Source organism: Streptomyces pathocidini (assembly GCF_001418495.1).
GTDB classification, from domain to species: domain Bacteria; phylum Actinomycetota; class Actinomycetes; order Streptomycetales; family Streptomycetaceae; genus Streptomyces; species Streptomyces pathocidini.
Genome location: NZ_LIQY01000210.1, coordinates 1 through 18,979 on the forward strand (window position 1 = coordinate 1; position 18,979 = coordinate 18,979).

At 74.7% G+C, this 18,979-nt stretch carries 13 protein-coding genes and 1 pseudogene; 13 read left to right on the forward strand and 1 reads right to left on the reverse strand.

Annotated features, from left to right (window positions below; translation table 11 throughout):
- The 13 genes and pseudogenes from AOK16_RS11920 to cobC all read left to right on the forward strand — a co-directional run.
- Positions 1–181 (forward strand): annotated as a pseudogene (locus AOK16_RS11920) (cobalamin biosynthesis protein); the annotation flags it as partial.
- On the forward strand, positions 165–1,772 hold the full coding sequence (locus tag AOK16_RS11925) for a cobyric acid synthase (protein WP_055472237.1): 1,608 nt from the start codon (positions 165–167) through the stop codon (positions 1,770–1,772). The pseudogene AOK16_RS11920 and the gene AOK16_RS11925, both read left to right, overlap by 17 nt.
- Before the next feature lie 61 nt (positions 1,773–1,833).
- Positions 1,834–5,520 carry a cobaltochelatase subunit CobN gene (gene cobN / locus AOK16_RS11930; protein ID WP_107098324.1) on the forward strand — a complete coding sequence of 1,229 codons (3,687 nt, stop codon included), beginning with the start codon at positions 1,834–1,836 and terminating at the stop codon, positions 5,518–5,520.
- Positions 5,521–5,689: 169 nt separating this feature from the next.
- A complete protein-coding gene (locus AOK16_RS11935; protein WP_055472238.1) occupies positions 5,690–7,831 on the forward strand; it encodes a putative cobaltochelatase in 2,142 nt (713 codons plus the stop codon).
- Complete coding sequence (gene cobO / locus AOK16_RS11940) at positions 7,831–8,427, forward strand: cob(I)yrinic acid a,c-diamide adenosyltransferase (protein WP_055472239.1); 597 nt, start codon at positions 7,831–7,833, stop codon at positions 8,425–8,427. The genes AOK16_RS11935 and cobO overlap by 1 nt, the downstream gene beginning before the upstream one ends.
- On the forward strand, positions 8,424–9,836 hold the full coding sequence (locus tag AOK16_RS11945) for a cobyrinic acid a,c-diamide synthase CobB (protein WP_055472247.1): 1,413 nt from the start codon (positions 8,424–8,426) through the stop codon (positions 9,834–9,836). The genes cobO and AOK16_RS11945 overlap by 4 nt, the downstream gene beginning before the upstream one ends.
- The gene (cobI, locus tag AOK16_RS11950) at positions 9,806–10,552 is read left to right on the forward strand and encodes a precorrin-2 C(20)-methyltransferase (protein ID WP_055472240.1); all 747 of its coding nucleotides are present in this window, start codon (positions 9,806–9,808) and stop codon (positions 10,550–10,552) included. Before AOK16_RS11945 ends, cobI begins: the two co-directional genes overlap by 31 nt.
- Positions 10,549–11,400: a precorrin-4 C(11)-methyltransferase gene (gene cobM, locus AOK16_RS11955; protein WP_055472241.1), complete on the forward strand. Its 852-nt coding sequence runs from the start codon at positions 10,549–10,551 to the stop codon at positions 11,398–11,400. The genes cobI and cobM overlap by 4 nt, the downstream gene beginning before the upstream one ends.
- Positions 11,397–12,851, forward strand: coding sequence for a precorrin-6y C5,15-methyltransferase (decarboxylating) subunit CbiE (gene cbiE / locus AOK16_RS11960; protein WP_107098323.1), 1,455 nt, complete (start codon positions 11,397–11,399; stop codon positions 12,849–12,851). The genes cobM and cbiE overlap by 4 nt, the downstream gene beginning before the upstream one ends.
- Entirely contained in the window at positions 12,848–14,752 is a 1,905-nt protein-coding gene (gene cobJ / locus AOK16_RS11965; protein WP_055472242.1) for a precorrin-3B C(17)-methyltransferase, read from the forward strand. The genes cbiE and cobJ overlap by 4 nt, the downstream gene beginning before the upstream one ends.
- Before the next feature lie 53 nt (positions 14,753–14,805).
- On the forward strand, positions 14,806–15,495 hold the full coding sequence (locus tag AOK16_RS11970; protein WP_079101280.1) for a precorrin-8X methylmutase: 690 nt from the start codon (positions 14,806–14,808) through the stop codon (positions 15,493–15,495).
- Positions 15,492–16,415 carry a sirohydrochlorin chelatase gene (locus tag AOK16_RS11975; protein WP_055472243.1) on the forward strand — a complete coding sequence of 308 codons (924 nt, stop codon included), beginning with the start codon at positions 15,492–15,494 and terminating at the stop codon, positions 16,413–16,415. Before AOK16_RS11970 ends, AOK16_RS11975 begins: the two co-directional genes overlap by 4 nt.
- On the forward strand, positions 16,399–17,475 hold the full coding sequence (gene cobC / locus AOK16_RS11980; protein ID WP_079101281.1) for an Rv2231c family histidinol phosphate aminotransferase CobC: 1,077 nt from the start codon (positions 16,399–16,401) through the stop codon (positions 17,473–17,475). Before AOK16_RS11975 ends, cobC begins: the two co-directional genes overlap by 17 nt.
- 213 nt (positions 17,476–17,688) lie before the next feature.
- Here cobC and AOK16_RS11985 read toward each other — a convergent pair whose 3' ends face one another.
- On the reverse strand, positions 17,689–18,597 hold the full coding sequence (locus AOK16_RS11985) for an SCO1860 family LAETG-anchored protein (RefSeq protein ID WP_055472245.1): 909 nt from the start codon (positions 18,595–18,597) through the stop codon (positions 17,689–17,691).
- Positions 18,598–18,979 lie beyond the last annotated feature (382 nt).

Below are 18,979 nucleotides of genomic sequence, written 5' to 3' on the forward strand. Positions count from 1 at the left end.
CGAGCACCGGCCGGTGCTCGGGGAGGGCAACCGTCCGGTCGGGACGGGGGACATCGAGCGGGCGGTACGCCTCTCACAGCGGGTCGGCGCACTCGCGCTGGTGGTGTGCGCGGGCGCACGCCTGGCCTGGCGCGCCGTCGGGCACAGACGGGAAGGGACGGAGCGTGACCAACTCACGTAAGGGCGGCGGTCTGCTGGTCGCGGGGACGACCTCCGACGCGGGCAAGAGCGTCGTGACGGCGGGGATCTGCCGGTGGCTGGCCCGCAAGGGTGTGTCGGTGGCGCCGTTCAAGGCGCAGAACATGTCGCTGAACTCGTTCGTGACACTGGAGGGCGCGGAGATCGGGCGCGCGCAGGCCATGCAGGCAGCCGCCGCGCGCGTGGAGCCGACGGCGCTCATGAACCCCGTCCTGCTCAAACCCGGCAGCGACCGCAGCAGTCAGGTCGTACTGCTGGGCAAGCCGGTCGGGGAGTTGACCGCGAGTCGGTATTTCGGGAGGCCTGGGCCCGCGGCGAACCCGCGGTCGGACGCAGTGTCCCCCGAGAAGACGCAGTACGGCGGTAGGCAGGAGGAGTTGCTCGGGACCGTGGCGGCGTGCCTGGAGGAGCTGCGGGGCACGTATGACGCGGTGATCTGCGAGGGGGCCGGGAGCCCGGCCGAGATCAACCTGCGGCGCACCGACATCGTCAACATGGGCCTGGCGCGGGCCGCCGACCTGCCCGCCGTGGTGGTCGGGGACATCGACCGGGGCGGGGTCTTCGCGTCCTTCTTCGGTACGACGGCGCTGCTGGCGGCCGAGGACCAAGCGCTGGTCGCCGGCTATCTGGTCAACAAGTTCCGCGGCGATGTGGCGCTGCTGGAACCGGGGTTGGAGATGCTGCGCGGGCTGACGGGGCGGCCCACCTACGGTGTGCTGCCGTACGCGCACGGGCTGGGCATCGACGAGGAGGACGGCCTGCGGGTGTCTCTGAGGGGCACGGTGCGCGAGTCCGTGGTCGCGCCCCCGCACGGCGAGGATGTGCTGCGGGTGGCGGTGGCCGCGGTGCCGCTGATGTCGAACTTCACGGATGTGGACGCGCTCGCGGCCGAACCGGGCGTGGTGGTGCGGTTCGTGGACCGGCCCGAGGAGCTGGCCGACGCGGACCTGGTCGTGCTTCCGGGCACGCGCGGGACCGTGCGGGCCCTGGAGTGGCTGCGCGAGCGGGGTATCGCGGACGCGGTGGCGCGTCGGGCCGCCGAGGGCCGCCCGGTGCTGGGCGTCTGCGGCGGCTTCCAGGTGCTGGGCGAGCGCATCGAGGACGAGGTCGAGTCGCGCGCGGGCGCGGTCGACGGGCTGGGGCTGCTGCCCGTACGGGTGCGGTTCGCGGTGGAGAAGACCCTCGCGCGGCCGGTGGGCGAGGCCCTCGGGGAGCGCGTGTCGGGCTACGAGATCCACCACGGGGTGGCCCAGGTGACCGGTGGGGACGGGTTCATCTCCGATGGCGGGGGAAACGCGCTCGACGGGTGCCGGGTCGGGTCCGTGTGGGGCACCCACTGGCACGGGTCGCTGGAGAGCGACGGGTTCCGGCGGGCGTTCCTTCGGTGGGTCGCGGACGCGGCCGGGCGGCGGTTCGTACCGGCGCCCGGCATGTCCTTCGGTGTGCTGCGCGAGGAGCAGTTGGACCGGCTCGGCGACCTGATCGAGGAGCACGCGGACACGGGTGCGCTGCTGCGGCTGATCGAGGAAGGGGCCCCGGCCGGGCTGCCGTTCCTCCCGCCGGGTGCGCCGTGAGGGCTCCCGGGAGCCGTGAAGGGCGCCGTATGCCATGGACGACAAGGGGAGTTGGGAGCTCGTGAGCACTGTTCTGCTGCTGTCCACCGCCGACACGGACCTGCTGGCGGCGCGCGCCTCGGGCGCCTCCTACCGGATCGGCAACCCCGCGCGCGTGGACGCGGAGGAGGACCTGCCCGGGCTGCTGAACGGCGCGGACCTGGCCGTCGTACGGCTGCTCGGTGGCAAGCGGGCCTGGGAGGACGGGCTCGCCGCGCTGCGCGCCTCCGGGGTACCGACCGTGCTGCTGGGCGGCGAGTCGGTGCCGGACGCGGAGTTGATGGCCGAGTCGTCGGTGCCGGCCGGAGTGGTGGCGGAGGCGCTGCGCTATCTGGTCGAGGGCGGGCCGTCGAACCTCGCCGAGATGGCCCGGTTCCTTGCCGACACGGTCCTTATGAGCGGTGAGGGTTTCAAACCTCCGCAGGCCCTGCCGACGTACGGAGTCCACGCGCGGGGCGCGGAACAGGAGGGCGCGGAAGGGGAGCGCGCGCACGATCCGGCGCGCCCCACCGTGGCGGTGCTGTTCTACCGGGCGCACCACCTGTCGGGGAACACCGCATTCGTGGACGTGCTGTGCGACGCCGTGGAGGCCCGGGACGCCAACGCGCTGCCGGTGTACTGCGGTTCACTGCGTGGCGCCGAGCCGGGCCTGTACGAGCTGCTGGGGCGGGCCGACGCCATCGTGGCGACCGTGCTGGCGGCCGGGGGCACGCGCGCGAGCGACGCCTCGGCCGGGGGCGACGACGAGGCGTGGGACGTGGGAGCGCTCGCCGCGCTCGACGTGCCGGTCCTCCAGGGGCTGTGCCTGACCTCCTCGCGGGCCACGTGGGAGGAGTCGGACGCGGCGCTGTCGCCGCTGGACGCGGCCATGCAGGTCGCGATCCCGGAGTTCGACGGGCGGCTGGTCACGGTGCCGTTCTCCTTCAAGGAGACGGGGGAGGACGACGTGCCGGTCTATGTGGCCGATCCGGAGCGGGCGGCCCGGGTCGCGGGAATCGCCGTGCGCCACGCGGCACTTCGCCACCGGCCCAACGCGGGCAAGCGGATCGCGCTGGTCTTCACCGCCTACCCCACCAAGCACTCGCGGGTCGGCAACGCGGTCGGCCTGGACACCCCCGCCTCGGCGGTACGGGTGCTGGACGCGCTGCGGAACGCGGGGTACGCGGTGGACGGCTACCCGGACAACGGCGACGAGTTGATCCACCGGCTCATCGCCGCGGGCGGCCACGACGTCGAGTGGCTGACCGAGGAGCAGCTGGCCGCCGCCCCCGCGCGCGTGCCGCTGGCCGACTACCAGGAGTGGTTCGAGCGGCTCGACCCGGCGCTGCGCGAGGGCATGCTGGAGCACTGGGGCGAGCCGCCGGGCTCGCTGTACGTGGACGGCGAGGACATCGTGCTGGCCTCGCTGCGGTTCGGCGACGTCGTGGTGATGATCCAGCCGCCGCGCGGCTTCGGCGAGAACCCGATCGCGATCTACCACGACCCGGACCTGCCGCCGTCCCACCACTACCTGGCGGCCTACCGCTGGCTGGAGCACACCTTCCGCGCGGACGCGATCGTGCACATGGGCAAGCACGGCACCATGGAGTGGCTGCCCGGCAAGGGCCTGGGCCTGTCGGGCGGCTGCGCCCCGGACGCGGTGCTGGGCGAGCTGCCGCTGGTCTACCCGTTCATCGTCAACGACCCGGGTGAGGGCACCCAGGCCAAGCGCCGCGGCCACGCCACGGTCGTCGACCACCTCGTACCGCCGATGGCGCGCGCGGACACCTATGGCGACCTCGCCAAGCTGGAGCAACTGCTGGACGAGTACGCGCTGGTGAGCGATCTCGACCCGGCCAAGGCGCCGGCCGTACGAGCGCAGATCTGGACCCTGGTCAAGGCGGCCGAGCTCCACCACGACCTGCAGGTGGACGAGCAGCCGGACGACGAGGAGTTCGACGAGTTCGTCATGCACATCGACGGCTATCTGTGCGAGATCAAGGACGTGCAGATCAGGGACGGGCTGCATGTCCTGGGCGGCGGTCCGGCCGGTGAGGCGCGGGTGAACCTGGTGCTGGCCGTGCTGCGAGCCTCCCAGGTGTGGGGCGGCCGGGCGGAGGCCCTGCCGGGGCTGCGGGCGTCCCTGGCGGGCCGTTTCGGGCTGGTGGAGAAGGAGTTGCTGGCAGAGCCTGGACTGCCCGTGAAGGTGCCGGTCGAGCTGACGGAGCTCGTCGAGGGCCCTTCCCGTACGGGGGCCGACGCGATCGACCTGCTGGAGCGGCTGTGCCGGCGGCTCGCGGAGTCCCTGGAGGACCGGGGGTGGGACGCGGAGGCCGTTCCCGGGACAGTGTCCGAGGTCCTGGGCGACGCCGAACTCCCCGAGGTGGTAGCCGTGTTGCAGTTCGCGTGCCGCGAGGTCGTACCGCGGCTGGCCCGGACGACGGACGAGATCGGGAACGTGCTGCACGCCCTGGGCGGCGGCTATGTTCCGGCCGGTCCCTCGGGATCCCCGACACGGGGGCTCGTGAACGTTCTGCCGACCGGCCGCAACTTCTATTCGGTCGACCCGAAGGCGATCCCGTCCCGGCTGTCCTGGGAGGTGGGACAGGCGCTCGCGGACTCGCTGCTGGCGCGCCATCGGGCGGACACGGGCGCGTACCCGAAGTCGGTCGGGCTGACGGTCTGGGGCACCTCCGCCATGCGGACCCAGGGCGACGACATCGCGGAGATCCTGGCCCTGTTGGGCTGCCGCCCGGTGTGGGACGACGCCTCCCGGAGGGTGACCGGATTCGAGATCCTGCCCCTTGAGGAGCTGGGCCGACCGCGCGTCGACGTCACGGTCCGGATCTCCGGCTTCTTCAGGGATGCCTTCCCGCACGTCGTCGGGCTGATGGACGACGCGGTGCGGGCGGTGGCCGAGCTGGACGAGCCCGCCGACGCCAACTACGTACGGGCGCACGTGGACGAGGACACCGCCCACCACGGCGACCGGCGCCGGGCCACCGCCCGGATCTTCGGGTCGAAGCCGGGCGCCTATGGGGCGGGCCTGCTGCCGCTGATCGACGCCAGGAACTGGCGCAGCGACGCCGACCTGGCCGAGGTGTACGCGGTGTGGGGCGGCTACGCGTACGGGCGCGGGCTTGACGGCCGCCAGGCGCGGGGTGACATGGAAGCGGCTTTCCGCCGGATCCAGGTCGCGGCGAAGAACGTGGACACCAGGGAACACGACGCTTTCGACGCCGACGACTACTTCCAGTACCACGGCGGCATGGTCGCCATGGTGCGGCATCTGACGGGCGGTTCGCCCGAGGCCTATGTGGGTGACTCGGCCGTTCCGGACCAGGTGCGGACCCGGACCCTGGGCGAGGAGACGCACCGCGTCTTCCGGGCGCGGGTGGTCAACCCGCGCTGGATGGCGGCGATGCGGCGGCACGGCTACAAGGGCGCGTTCGAGATGGCCGCGACCGTGGACTACCTCTTCGGGTACGACGCAACCGCGGGCGTGGTCGACGACTGGATGTACGAGAAGTTGTCGGCAGAGTACGTCTTCGACGCGACCAATCGCGAGTTCATGCAGCGCTCCAACCCGTGGGCGCTCCGCGGAATCACCGAGCGGCTGCTCGAAGCGGCGGAGCGCGGCCTGTGGCAGAGCCCGGAGCCGGACACACTCGACCGGCTCCGCGAGACCTACCTCGCCCTGGAGGGCGACCTCGAGGAGGGCGGCGCGTGACCTGTGAGGGCACCCCCGTGTGCGCGGGGACGAAGCGGAGGAGGGCTTCACTCCTGAGAAGCGGGAGGAGCCGTCCCCACACGCGCGGGGCTCATGCCGCGACGCCGGCGCAGGTGTCGGCCACCGGCGTTGTTCCCGTACCGCTTTCACCCGCAGGAGGTACCAGCTCATGAGCAGCGCCGTCCCGAACTATCCCTTCACCGCGATCGTCGGCATGGACGACCTGCGGCTCGGGCTGCTGCTGAACGCGGTGTCCCCGGCCGTGGGCGGGGTGCTGGTGCGCGGCGAGAAGGGCACGGCCAAGTCGACCGCCGTGCGGGCGCTGGCGACGCTGATGCCGCCGGTGGAGGTCGTGCCGGGGTGCCGGTTCTCGTGCGACCCCGCGGCGCCCGACCCGGCGTGCCCGGACGGGCCGCACGAGCCCGGGCCGGGCGCGGCCCGCCCGGCGCGCATGGTCGAACTGCCCGTCGGCGCCTCGGAGGACCGGCTCGCCGGGGCGCTGGACATCGAACGGGCGTTGTCGGAGGGCAGGAAGGCGTTCGAGCCGGGGCTGCTGGCCGACGCGCACCGCGGCCTGCTGTACGTGGACGAGGTCAACCTCCTCCACGACCACCTGGTGGACCTGCTGCTGGACGCGGCCGCGATGGGTGCCTCGTACGTCGAGCGCGAGGGTGTCTCCGTACGGCATGCCTCCCGGTTCCTGCTCGTGGGCACGATGAACCCCGAAGAGGGCGAGCTGCGGCCGCAGTTGCTCGACCGGTTCGGGCTGACGGTGGAGGTCGCGGCCTCGCGCGAGCCGGACGCGCGCGTGGAGGTGGTCCGGCGGCGGCTCGCCTACGACGAGGACCCGGCGGCGTTCGCCGCCCGCTGGGCGGGCGAGGAGCGGGCTCTGCGCGAGCGCATCGCGGCGGCGCGGAAGCTGCTGCCGTCGGTGCGGCTGGGGGACGGGGCGCTGCGCCAGATCGCGGCGGTGTGCGCGGCGTTCGAGGTGGACGGGATGCGCGCGGACCTCGTGACGGCGCGGGCGGCGCGGGCGCTGGCGGCCTGGGCGGGGCGTACGGAGGTGCTGGCGGAGGACGTGCGGCAGGCGGCGCTGCTGGCACTGCCGCACCGGCGGCGGCGCAATCCGTTCGACGCTCCGGGGCTGGACGAGGACAAGCTGGACGAGACGCTGCAGGAGTTCGGCGGCGGGGACGACGAACCGGATCCGGACCCTGGGCCGGGCGACGGCGGCTCTGACGATCCGGATGGCCGTGGCCCTGACGACCCTGGTGGCGGTGGGCAGCCGACGGGGGACGACTCGTCCCCGCCTGAGGCGGCGCCGCAGTCCGGGGATGGGGCGGACTCCCAGGTTCCGGACCAGCGGCCCGCCGGAGACGGCGAGGACGGCGGGACCGGGGGTGGTGGAGGCGGCGAGCGGTCCGCGGTCGGGGCGGCCGAGCCCTACCGGACGCGGATGCTCAGCGTGCCCGGGCTGGGGGACGGCGCTGCCGGGCGGCGCTCGCGCGCGCGTACCGCGCACGGCCGCACCACGGGCGCCCGCAAGCCCCAAGGTGCCCTGACCGGACTGCACTTGGCGGCGACCGTCCGGGCGGCGGCCCCGCACCAGCACGTGCGCGGGCGTACTGGCCCCGGGCTCGTCGTGCGCCGCGACGACCTGCGGGAGGCGGTCCGCGAGGGCCGCGAGGGCAACCTGGTGCTGTTCGTCGTGGACGCCTCGGGCTCGATGGCTGCCCGGCAGCGGATGAGCGCCGTCAAGGGCGCGGTGCTGTCGCTGCTCCTGGACGCCTACCAGCGCCGCGACAAGGTCGGCCTGGTCACCTTCCGCGGCAGGTCCGCCGAGCTCGCGCTGCCGCCGACCTCGTCCGTGGACGCGGCGGCGGCCCGCCTGGAGTCGCTGCCGACGGGCGGCAGGACGCCTTTGGCCGCCGGGCTGCTGAAGGCGCACGAGGTGCTGCGGATCGAGCGGCTCCGCGACCCCGCCCGGCGGCCGCTGCTGGTCGTGGTGACGGACGGGCGGGCGACGGGCGGCGCGGAGCCGGTGGCCACGGCGGCGCGCTCGGCGCGGCTGCTGGCGGCCTGCGGAACGGCGTCGGTGGTCGTGGACTGCGAGGCGGGGCCGGTGCGACTGGGCCTCGCGGGGTCACTCGCCCGCGAACTGGGCGGAACAGTCGTGACGTTGGACGAACTGCGCGCGGACAGCGTCGCCGAGCTGGTACGCGGCGTGGCGGGCACGCGGGAGACGGGACGGGGCATGCGGGGTGCGCGGGGCAAGCAGAAGGCTCGGGCGACGACGAGGGGGGCCGCGTAGTGCCGCAGGGGAAGCCGAGTGTCGTGCCGGACGACGGACTGACGACGCGTCAGCGGCGGAACCGGCCGCTGGTCATCGTCCACACCGGCGTCGGCAAGGGGAAGTCGACGGCCGCGTTCGGGCTCGCGCTCCGGGCTTGGAACCAGAACTGGCCGGTCGGTGTATTTCAGTTTGTGAAGTCGGCGAAGTGGCGGGTCGGCGAGGAGCGCGCGCTGCGCGTCCTGGGCGACTCGGGCGAAGGGGGAAGCGTGACATGGCACAAGATGGGCGAGGGCTGGTCCTGGGTGCAGCGCGGCATCGAGTCGAGCGAGGAGGCCGCGAGGGAAGGCTGGGCGCAGGTCAAGCGGGACCTGCGGGCGGAGACATACCGGCTCTACGTACTGGACGAGTTCGCGTATCCGATGCACTGGGGCTGGGTGGACACCGACGAGGTCGTGTCGGTGCTGCGCGACCGCCCGGGCACTCAGCACGTCGTCATCACGGGCCGCAACGCCCCGGAGAAGCTGGTCGGAGCGGCTGATCTGGTCACCGACATGTCCAAGGTCAAACACCCGATGGACGCGGGACAGAAGGGCCAGAAGGGCATCGAGTGGTGAGCGCGGGCTCTGCCGTTCCACGGCTGGTGATCGCGGCTCCGGCCTCCGGCAGCGGCAAGACCACGGTGGCCACGGGCCTGATGGCGGCCTTCACCGGACGCGGGCTGGGGGTGTCCGCGCACAAGGTGGGCCCGGACTACATCGACCCGGGCTACCACGCGCTGGCGACGGGCCGCCCGGGCCGCAACCTGGACGCGTACCTGTGCGGCCCGGAGTTGCTGGGCCCGCTCTTCCTGCACGGCGCGGCGGGGGCGGACCTGGCCGTGGTCGAGGGGGTGATGGGCCTGTACGACGGCGCGGCGGGCGAGGGCGAGTTGGCCTCGACGGCGCAGGTGGCGAAGGTGCTGCGGGCTCCGGTGGTACTGGTCGTGGACGCCTCGGCGCAGTCGCGGTCGGTGGGGGCCCTGGTGCACGGCTTCGCCTCCTGGGACCCGGAGGTGCGCGTCGGCGGCGTCATCTTGAACAAGGTCGCCTCGGACCGGCACGAGGCGCTGCTGCGCTCGGCGCTGGAGGAGTCGGGCGTGCCGGTCCTGGGCGCCCTGCGCCGCACCGATCGGCTCCGTACGCCCTCCCGGCACCTGGGCCTGGTCCCGGCGGCGGAACGGCGCCGGGAGGCAGCCGAGTCGGTGGCGGCGTCGGCCGAACAGGTCGCCGCGGGCTGCGACTTGGCGGCAATCCTGGCCGTGGCCCGCGGCGCGCCACCGCTGAGCGACGCGGCGTGGGACCCGTACGGCTCGTGGGCGGAGGTTCCACCGCGCGCGTCCCGCCCGGTCGTGGCTGTGGCCGGGGGCCCGGCGTTCACCTTCTCCTACGCGGAGCATGCGGAACTCCTGGCGGCGGCGGGCGCGGAGGTCGCCACCTTCGATCCGCTCCGGGACGAGCAACTGCCGGAGGGTACGGCGGGTCTGGTCATCGGCGGTGGCTTCCCGGAGGTCTACGCCCCGGACCTCTCGGCCAACGAGCCGCTCCGCGAGGCGGTGGCGGAGCTCGCCGCGTCGGGGGCGCCCGTGGCGGCCGAGTGCGCGGGGCTGCTGTACCTGTCCCGCTCGTTGGACGGCCGCCCCATGTGCGGTGTGCTGGATGCGGAGGCCCGGATGTCCGACCGCCTCACCCTGGGCTACCGCGAGGCCGTCGCAGTCTCGGACAGCTGCCTGGCCACGGCCGGAACGCGGCTGCGCGGCCACGAGTTCCACCGCACGGTGGCCGAGCCGGGCGCGGGGGCCGGTGGCGCCGGACAGGCCGGCCCCGCCTGGGGGCTGCGGCAGCCGTCGCCGCACGTGGAGGGGTTCGTACGGGACGGTGTCCACGCCTCGTATCTGCATACGCACTGGGCCGCGTCACCGGCCATGGCCCGAAGGTTCGTCGAAAGGGCAGGATCATGCAGCGTCCGCAGACCGCTCGCCGGTTGATCGGGGTCGGGGTGGGCCCCGGCGACCCGGAGCTGGTAACCGTCAAGGGGGTCAACGCCCTGCGGGACGCCGGCGCCGTTGTGGTGCCCGTCATGGAGGACGGCGGCACCGGGCGGGCCGAGGCGACCGTGCTGCACTACGTCGACCCGGCGAGGGTGGTGCGGGTGGTCTTCGCGCTCAACGAGCGCGGCGACCGCGCGCGGCGCGAGGCCGCGTGGGACGCGGCGGGCGCCGGTGTGGCCGAACTGCTGCGCGCGCACGGCGCGGTGGCGTTCGCGACGATCGGCGACCCCAACGTGTACTCGACGTTCACGTATCTCGCCCAGACCGTCGGGGAGTTGGTCCCGGACCTGGTGGTGGAGACCGTGCCCGGCGTCACGGCGATGCAGGACCTCGCCGCGCGCAGCGGGGCGGTGCTCACCGAGGGAACGGAGCCGCTGACGCTGGTGCCGGTGACCGCCGGTCCGGCCGTCCTCAAGGAGGCGCTCGAAGGGCCGGGGACGGTGGTGGCGTACAAGTTCGGGCGGCTGGCCGGCGAGGTGGCGACGGCGCTGCGCGAGACGGGCCGTACGGAGGGCGCGGTGTGGGGTTCGGCGCTGGGGCTCCCCGGGGAGTCGATCCGGCCCGCGGCTGAGCTGGAGCCGGGCCCGCTGCCGTATCTGTCCACGCTCATCGCACCCGCCCGGCGGGACGGCGGCCGAGGAGGAAAGCTGTGACAGCGCGACAGGGCGGTACGCGGAGCGCGACCGCGGGCAGGGTGACGTTCGTCGGCGCGGGGCCGGGCGCGGCGGACCTCCTGACCTTCCGGGCGGCCCGCGCCATCGCGGAGGCGGACGTGGTGATCTGGGCGGCCAGCCTGGTCCAGGCGGAGGTCCTGGAGCACGCGCGCGAGGGGGCGGAAGTCCTGGACTCCGCGGCCATGTCCCTGGAGGACGTGCTGGTCGTCTACGAGCGCGCGGTGCGCGACGGGCTGCGGGTCGCGCGCGTGCACTCCGGCGACCCGGCGCTGTGGGGCGGCACGCAGGAACAGGTCGACCGCTGCGCGGAGTTGGGCCTTGAGGTCGAGATCGTGCCGGGCGTCTCCGCGTTCTCGGCGGTCGCGGCCATCGCGGGTCGGGAGCTGACGATTCCCGAAGTGGCCCAGTCGGTGATCCTCACCCGGCTCGGCGGCGGCAAGACGCCGATGCCGCCGGGCGAGGAGGTGCGGGAGTTCGCCCGGCACGGCACGACGATGGCGGTGTTCCTGTCGGCCGCCCGCTCCGGGCAGTTGGCGGTGGAGCTGCTGGAGGGCGGCTACCCGACGAGCACTCCCGTGGTCATCGCGTACCAGGCGACCTGGCCGGAGGAGCTGGTGCTGCGCTGCACGGTCGGGACGCTGGAGGAGACGGTCAAGGCTCACAAGCTCTGGAAGCACACACTGTTCCTGGTGGGCCCGGCGCTGACCGCCTCCGGCACGCGCTCACACCTCTACCACCCGGGCCACTTCCACGGCCACCGCCGCGCGGACCCGGCTTCCCGCCGGGCCCTCCGGGCCGCCGCCGCGCCCCAGGGCGGGCCGTCGTGATCACCGTCCTCGGTACGGGCACGGGCGCGCCCCTCGGCCGGCACGCGCGCGTGGCGCTCGCCTCGGCCGGGCTCGTCGTGGGCGCCCGGCGCCACCTGGACGCGGCCGAACTCCCGCCGCGGGCCGAGCGCGTGGTGCTGGGCCCGCTGGCTCCCGCGCTGGACCGGATCGGGAACCATCTGGCTGGAATCGGGAACCGTCCCCCCGAAGGGGAGGGTTCCGGCGGTGGCTCCGGCGAGGGCGTCGTGGTGCTGGCGTCCGGGGACCCCGGGTTCTTCGGGATGGTGCGGGCGCTGGCCGAGCGGTTCGGCGCCGCGGCCCTGGAGGTGGCGCCCGCGGTGCCGTCGGTCGCCGTGGCCTTCGCGCGCGTGGGCCTGCCGTGGGACGACGCGGTGGTGGTCAGCGCGCACGGGCGCGACCTGCGGACGGCCGTCAATGTGTGCCGCGCGCACCCCAAGGCCGCCGTGCTGACCGGTCCCGGTGCGGGACCGGCCGAACTGGGCGCCGCACTGGCGCGGGCGGGCACGGAGCGGACGCTCGTCGTGGCCTCCGCGCTGGGCGAACCGGGCGGCGAGCGGGTCGAACGCCTCTCCCCCGCCGAGGCCGCGGCCCGCGACTGGCGCGGCGCCGTGAGCATCGTGCTGTGCCTGGACGGGACGCGGGCCCTCTCCCCCGCCCTGCGCACCGTGGCGGGTCCTCGCCCCGGACCGGGCCAATGGGCGCTGCCCGAGGGGGAGTTCGAGCACCGGGACTCGCTCATCACGAAGTACGAGGTGCGGGCGCTCGCCCTGGCACGGCTCGGCCCGGGCGTCGGGGACCTGGTGTGGGACGTCGGCGCGGGTTCGGGCTCGGTGGCCGTGGAGTGCGCCCGCTTGGGCGCCGCGGCCGTCGCCGTGGAGAAGACCGCGGACGGCGTGGCGCGGATCCGCGCGAACGCCGCCGCGCACGGCGTGGACGTGCAGGCCGTGCACGGGTCCGCCCCGGCCGCTCTCGACCGACTGCCCGATCCCGACGGCGTGTTCGTGGGCGGTGGCGGCGCCGGACTGCCCGCGATCGTGGCGGAGTGCGCGCGCCGGGCACGGCGCGGCGTCGTTGTCACGCTCGCCGCGCTGGACCGGGTCCCCGCGGTGCGGGCCGCGCTGGCGGGCGCCGGACTGCTCCCCGACGGCGTCCTGCTCCAGTCCTCCCGCCTCGCGCCCCTGCCGGGCGAGGTGACCCGGCTCGCGGCGGCCAACCCGGTCTTCGTGCTGTGGGGCACCCGCGCGCCCGGGGCCCGGGCGCGCACCCCCACGGGCCCGAACCCACCGGGCTCCGCGACCGTCGCCGCGGGCTCCCCGCGCGCGGTGACCGACCCCGAAGCGGCCGACCCCGAAGCGCCCGGCTTCGAAACGGCCGACCCCGAAACGGCCGCGCCCGTCCAGGACACCCCTGCCGAAGGAGCACCACAGTGATCGGCCTGATCTCCGCCACCGCGGCCGGGACCGCCGCGCGCGACCGGCTGGCCGCCGCGTGGCCCCACCGGACGCGCGTCTACGAGGGCTGGGCGCCGGAAGCGCTGCGCCAAGCCTTCGGTGAGTGCGAGCAGTTGGTGTGCTTCCTCGCCACGGGCGCGGTCGTACGGCTGGTGGCCCCACTGCTCGCCGACAAGGCGGCGGACCCCGGGATCGTCTGCGTGGACGAGGCGGGGCGGCACGCGGTGGCCCTGCTGGGCGGGCACGCCGGCGGGGCGAACGCGCTCGCGCAGGAGGTCGCCGACCTGACGCCCGGCTGCCGACCGGTGGTCACCACGGCCACCGACGCGGCCGGGATCCCCGGCCTGGACACGCTGGGCTGGCCGGTCGAGGGCGCGGTCGCCACCGTGACCCGGGCGATCCTCGACGGCGCCCCCGTCACCCTCCGCGCGGACGCGCCCTGGCCGCTGCCCGCCCTGCCGCCGAACGTCCGCGCCGAGTCTGCGGACTCCGGGGCGAGCGCGGACGCCGCTCCGAACGGCGCCGCGTCCAACCCGGCGGCGCCCGGACCGGGTTCGCCCGGCCGGCCGGGCGAACCCCGCGGGGACGGTCCTGCCGTCGCGGCCGCCCGGCATGTACGAGAGGGCAGTGGGCGAACCGAACCCGGAGCTGCTGTCGAGGATTCATCCTCGCCCGCGGGTCCCGCCTCGACGCACGCGCTCCGGGTCACCGACCGGGTCATCCCGCCGGATCGGAGCAGCGTCGTGCTGCGCCCGCCGTCCCTCGTCGTCGGAGTGGGCGCCGGCCGCGGAGTCGGGGCAGACGAGGTGCTGGAACTCGTCCGGGACACGCTCGAGGAGGCCCGGCTGTCCCCGGGCAGCATCGGGCAGTTGGCCACGGTCGACGCCAAGGCGGACGAGCCCGGCATCGTCGAGGCGGCGCGGCGGCTCGGCGTCCCGCTGCGGACGTATACCGCGGACGCGCTCGCCGGGGTCGAGGTGCCCAACCCCTCCCCCGCGCCGCTCCGCGCCGTCGGCACGCCGAGCGTGGCCGAGGCCGCCGCGCTGCTCGCGGCGGGCGAACAGGCCGAACTCCTCGTGCCCAAGCGGAAGTCGGCCCCCGAAGGCCGCCCCGCGATGGCCACCGCCGCCGTCGCCCGCCGCCGCCCGCGCGGCCGGCTCGCCCTCGTCGGGCTCGGCCCCGGCGCCCGGGACCTACTCACGCCGCGGGCCCGCGAAGAGCTGCGGCGGGCCTCGACGGTCGTCGGCCTCGACCAGTACGTGGACCAGATCCGCGATCTGCTGCGCCCCGGGACCCGCGTCCTGGAGTCGGGGCTCGGCGCGGAGGAGGAGCGCGCCCGCACGGCGGTCGCCGAGGCGCGCGCCGGGCGCGCGGTGGCGCTCATCGGCAGCGGCGACGCGGGCGTGTACGCGATGGCCTCGCCCGCGCTCGCGGAAGCGTCCGACGACATCGACGTCGTGGGCGTGCCGGGCGTGACGGCGGCGCTCGCCGCGGCCGCCGTGCTGGGCGCCCCGCTCGGCCACGACCACGTGTCGATCAGCCTGTCCGACCTGCACACGCCGTGGGAAGCCATCGAGCGGCGGGTGCGGGCCGCGGCGGAAGCCGGGCTCGTGGTGACGTTCTACAACCCGCGCAGCCGCGGCCGGGACTGGCAACTGCCCAAGGCGCTGGGCCTCCTGGCAGAGCACCGGGAGCCGGCCACGCCGGTCGGCGTCGTACGGAACGCGTCCCGCCCGGACGAGAGCAGCCGGCTCACGACCCTGGCCGAACTGGACCCGGCCACGGTCGACATGATGACCGTCGTGGTCGTCGGCAACCCCGCGACCCGCGCCGTGGCGGGCCGGATGGTGACCCCGCGCGGCTACCGGTGGCAGTCGTGAAGCCCGTACGCCCGCGCCCCAGCGGCGCCCCCTCCGGAGGAGACCCGGCCCCCATGACACCGCCCGGCACCAGCCGCCCCCGAACCATCGGCCCTCGAACCGCCGGTCCCCGCACCGTCCACCCCATCGAGGAGGAGTCGTTCCGCATCCTGCGGGCCCGGCTCGACACCGGCGGCTTCCCGCCGCTCACGCGGGCCGTCGTCGAGCGCGTCATCCACTCCAGCGCCGACCTCGCGTACGCCACGGACCTGGTCTGCGACGAGCCGGCCCTGGAAGCCGCGCACGCGGCGCTGCACGCCGGCGCCCCGGTCGTGGCCGACGTCGAGATGGTGGCGGCGGGCATCACCGCCCGCGAGGCGGTGTGCCGGGTGCGCGAGGCCGAGTCGGGCCCCGGGCTGACCCGTTCGGCACACGCGGTGCGCCTGGCGTACGGGGAGGTGGGGCCCGGCGCGGTCTGGGTGATCGGCTGCGCGCCCACCGCGCTGGCGGAGTTGCTCGTGCTCGGCGCGGAACCGGCCCTGGTCATCGGCCTCCCGGTGGGGTTCGTGGGGGCCGCGGAGAGCAAGGCGGCCCTGCGTGCGAGCGGACTTCCCGCCGTCAGTAACGTCTCCGAGAAGGGGGGTTCCGCGGTCGCCGCGGCCGCCCTCAACGCGCTGCTCTACACCCCTCCGGGCACGCTCGCGCGCCCTCCGCGCACCGCCCCGAACACCACCTCCACCCGCACCACCGAGGAGAACCCGTGACCACCCCGCCCGCGCTGCTGATCGCCGGCCACGGAACCCGCGACGAAGAGGGCGCCGAGGCCTTCCGCGACTTCGTACGCGAGTTGGGCCGGCGCAAACCCGGCCTGACCGTCGCCGGGGGGTTCATCGAGCTGTCCCCGCCGCCGCTCGCGGACGCGGTGGCCGAGCTGGTCGGGCGCGGGGCGGACCGCTTCGCGGCCGTGCCGCTGATGCTGGTCTCGGCCGGGCACGCCAAGGGGGACATCCCAGCCGCCCTGGCCCGGGAGAAGGAGCGCCATCCCGGTATCACGTACAGCTACGGCCGCCCGCTCGGCCCGCACCCGAACCTGCTGAAGGTCCTGGAGCGGCGGTTGGACGAGGCGCTGGGCGAGGGGGCGCGCACGCCCTCGGACCGGGCGGACACCACCGTGCTGCTGGTGGGCCGCGGTTCGACCGACCCGGACGCCAACGCCGAGGTCCACAAGGCGGCCCGGCTGCTGTGGGAGGGGCGCGGCTACGCGGGCGTGGAAACTGCGTTCGTGTCGCTGGCCGCGCCCGACGTGCCGTCCGGACTCGACCGCTGCCTGAGGCTGGGCGCGCGCCGCATCGTGGTGCTGCCGTACTTCCTGTTCACCGGCATCCTGCCGGAGCGGGTGCGGATGCAGACGGAGGGCTGGGCGTCCGCGCACCCCGAGGTCGAGGTCGCGTCGGCCGACGTCATCGGCCCCGCCGAGGAGTTGGTGGAGCTGGTGCTGGAGCGCTACCGCGAGGCGGTCCAGGGCGATCTGCGGATGAACTGCGACTCCTGTGTGTACCGGATCGCACTGCCCGGCTTCGAGGGCAAGGTGGGCCTGCCTCAGCAGCCGCACCACCACCCCGACGACCCTTCCGGCGAGGGCCACCACCATCACCACCACGGTGGCCGTGCCCACGCCCACTGAGGGCCCGCAGGAGGACTCTGTGGAGGACCTGCGCCACCACGGCGACGCCGAAGTGCGGGACGCCGGCGCCGGGTTGACCGATCTCGCGGTCAACGTCCGGGCCGGCACGCCGCCCGCCTGGCTGAAGGAGCGGATCGCCGCGTCCCTGGACGGGCTCGCCGCCTACCCGGACCCGCGCCCGGCGCGCCGGGCCGTGGCCGCGCGGCACGGACTGCCGGTGGACCACGTGCTGTTGACGGCCGGGGCGGCCGAGGCGTTCGTACTGGTGGCGCGGGCCTTCGCGGCCCGCCGTCCGGTCGTCGTCCACCCGCAGTTCACGGAGCCGGAGGCGGCGCTACGGGATGCGGGCCACCGGGTGGAACGGGTGCTGCTGCGGGAGCGGGAGGGCTTCCGGCTGGCGCCGGAGGCGGTGCCCGAGGACGCCGATCTGGTGGTGGTCGGCAACCCGACCAACCCGACGTCGGTGCTGCACCCGGCGGGCGTCCTCGGCGCGTTGGCCCGGCCGGGGCGGGTGCTCGTCGTGGACGAGGCCTTCATGGACGCGGTGCCGGGCGAGCGCGCGTCGCTCGCCGCGCGCGCCGGTGAACTGCCGGGCCTGGTGGTGCTGCGCAGCCTCACCAAGACCTGGGGGCTGGCGGGGCTGCGGATCGGTTACGTGCTGGCCGCGCCGGAGTCGATCGCGGCGCTGGCGCGGGCCCAGCCGCTGTGGCCCGTCTCCGCCCCCGCCCTCGCGGCGGCGGAGGGGTGCAGTGCGCCCGCGGCGCTCGCGGAGGCCGAGCACGCGGCCCGCCGCATCGCGGCGGATCGGGCACATCTGCTCACCCGGCTGGGCGAGTTGGAGCGGGTGCGGGTCTGCGAGCCAGCGGAAGGGCCGTTCGTGCTGGTACGCCTGCCGGACGCCGCCGCCGTACGGGAGCGGCTGCGCGGGCGCGGCTTCGCGGTCCGCCGCGGCGACACCTTCCCGGGCCTGGGCCCGGACTGGCTCCGCATCGCCGTACGCGACCCCGAAACCACAGACCGCTTCACCGAGGCCCTGGCCAAGTCCCTCACGGAGACCTGACCAGGGCGGGTCGGCCTGCGGCCCGTTTCCCCGTGACAGCGGCACAGCCCGGCACTGCCGAGCTACGCCGCCGCGGTCTTTACGCGGACGGTCTCGCGCCGACGCGGTCTCGCGCCGTCGCGGCGGAGGAATGCTCCACCGCGACGGCGAGAAGTCCCGCGGCGCGGACCGGCGATGCCGGACCAACCGCAAGCAACGCGGAACCCGGGTTGCTCAGCCCTCGGAGCGGGCGGCCCGGCGCTTGCGCGCCAGCAGCATCGCGCCGCCGCCCGCGGCGATCAGGGCAGCGGCCCCGCCCGCGATGTACGGGGTGGCGGAGCTGCCGCCGGTCTCGGCGAGGTTCCCGTCCTCGCCCTGCGGCTGGGTGCCGGGCTCCTCGGGCTCGCCCGACTGCGGCGGCTGCTCGTCCTCGGCCGGGGCCGGGGTCTCGCAGTTGGCCTCGGCGAGCTTGACGCGGCCGTCGACCTTGGCGACGCCCGCCTTCAGCGGGTCGACGGACACGTTGAGTTCGAGCGCGGTGGCGGCCGCGGTCCTGTCCGTGGTCGCCTTCTGCGACAGGTCGAGCTGCACCAGGCCGACGCCCGGCACCTCGACCTTGGTCGTGCCGCCCGCGGTGAGCGTGGTCTTCTTGCCGAGCACGGTGACGCTGCCGAGGACGTTCGACTCCGCGACCGGCTTCTTGCCCACCTCGCAGGTCGCCTTCGAGGTGACCTGCTCCACCTCGATCAGCGACAGCAGCGGCAGGCCCGGGACGTGGACCCTGGCCTTGACGAGGTTCGAGTACCCCTCCGCCTTCTGCTTGTCGACGGTGGCGCGCGCCGTGGCCACGTCGGCGGCCAGGACGTTGACCGGCTTGCCGCCCTCGACGCCGTCGAGCGTGACGCTGAGGGTCTTCTCCTCAGCGCTCTTGGGCGCGTTGACCTCGTTGAGGGAGACGTTCAGCGGAAGCTTGGCGGCCCCGTTGAGCAGTTCGACGTTCAGACCGGCGCGGAGCACGGCCGCACCGGCCTTTCCTTCGCCACTGCCCCCGGCGGCGTGCGCGGGCACGGCGCCGAGCAGGACCGCGGGACCCGCAGTCAGGACGGTGGCGGTCAGCACGGCCGCGGCACGGCGCGCGGGCATGCTGAAGACAGAGCTGTTCACTGTTGGAAAAACCCCCACAAGAGACATGGAGCCGCCCAGCGCCGCCCATCGAGGGGCATCAAGGGCGTTGGCGACTTCGGTGACCGTAATACTTACGGCACCGAGGGTGAACGAACAAACACTGGGCGCTAGTTCACTCGAAAGGGTGGTTTCCGCGCCAGTTTTCGATTCTCGGGACACACGCGTTCCCGCTCGTCACCCGAGTAACACCCTATCGAGGTAAGGGACTTGGGAGCGAAGTGGAGTACAACGATCCGGTACGCCAGGCGTAACGGTTCGTCAACTCGCCCACGAGTCACCGGCCTTCGCCATCAAGACCTGACCTCGCGACCCGAACCTCCCGCCCCGAACCGCGCGACGC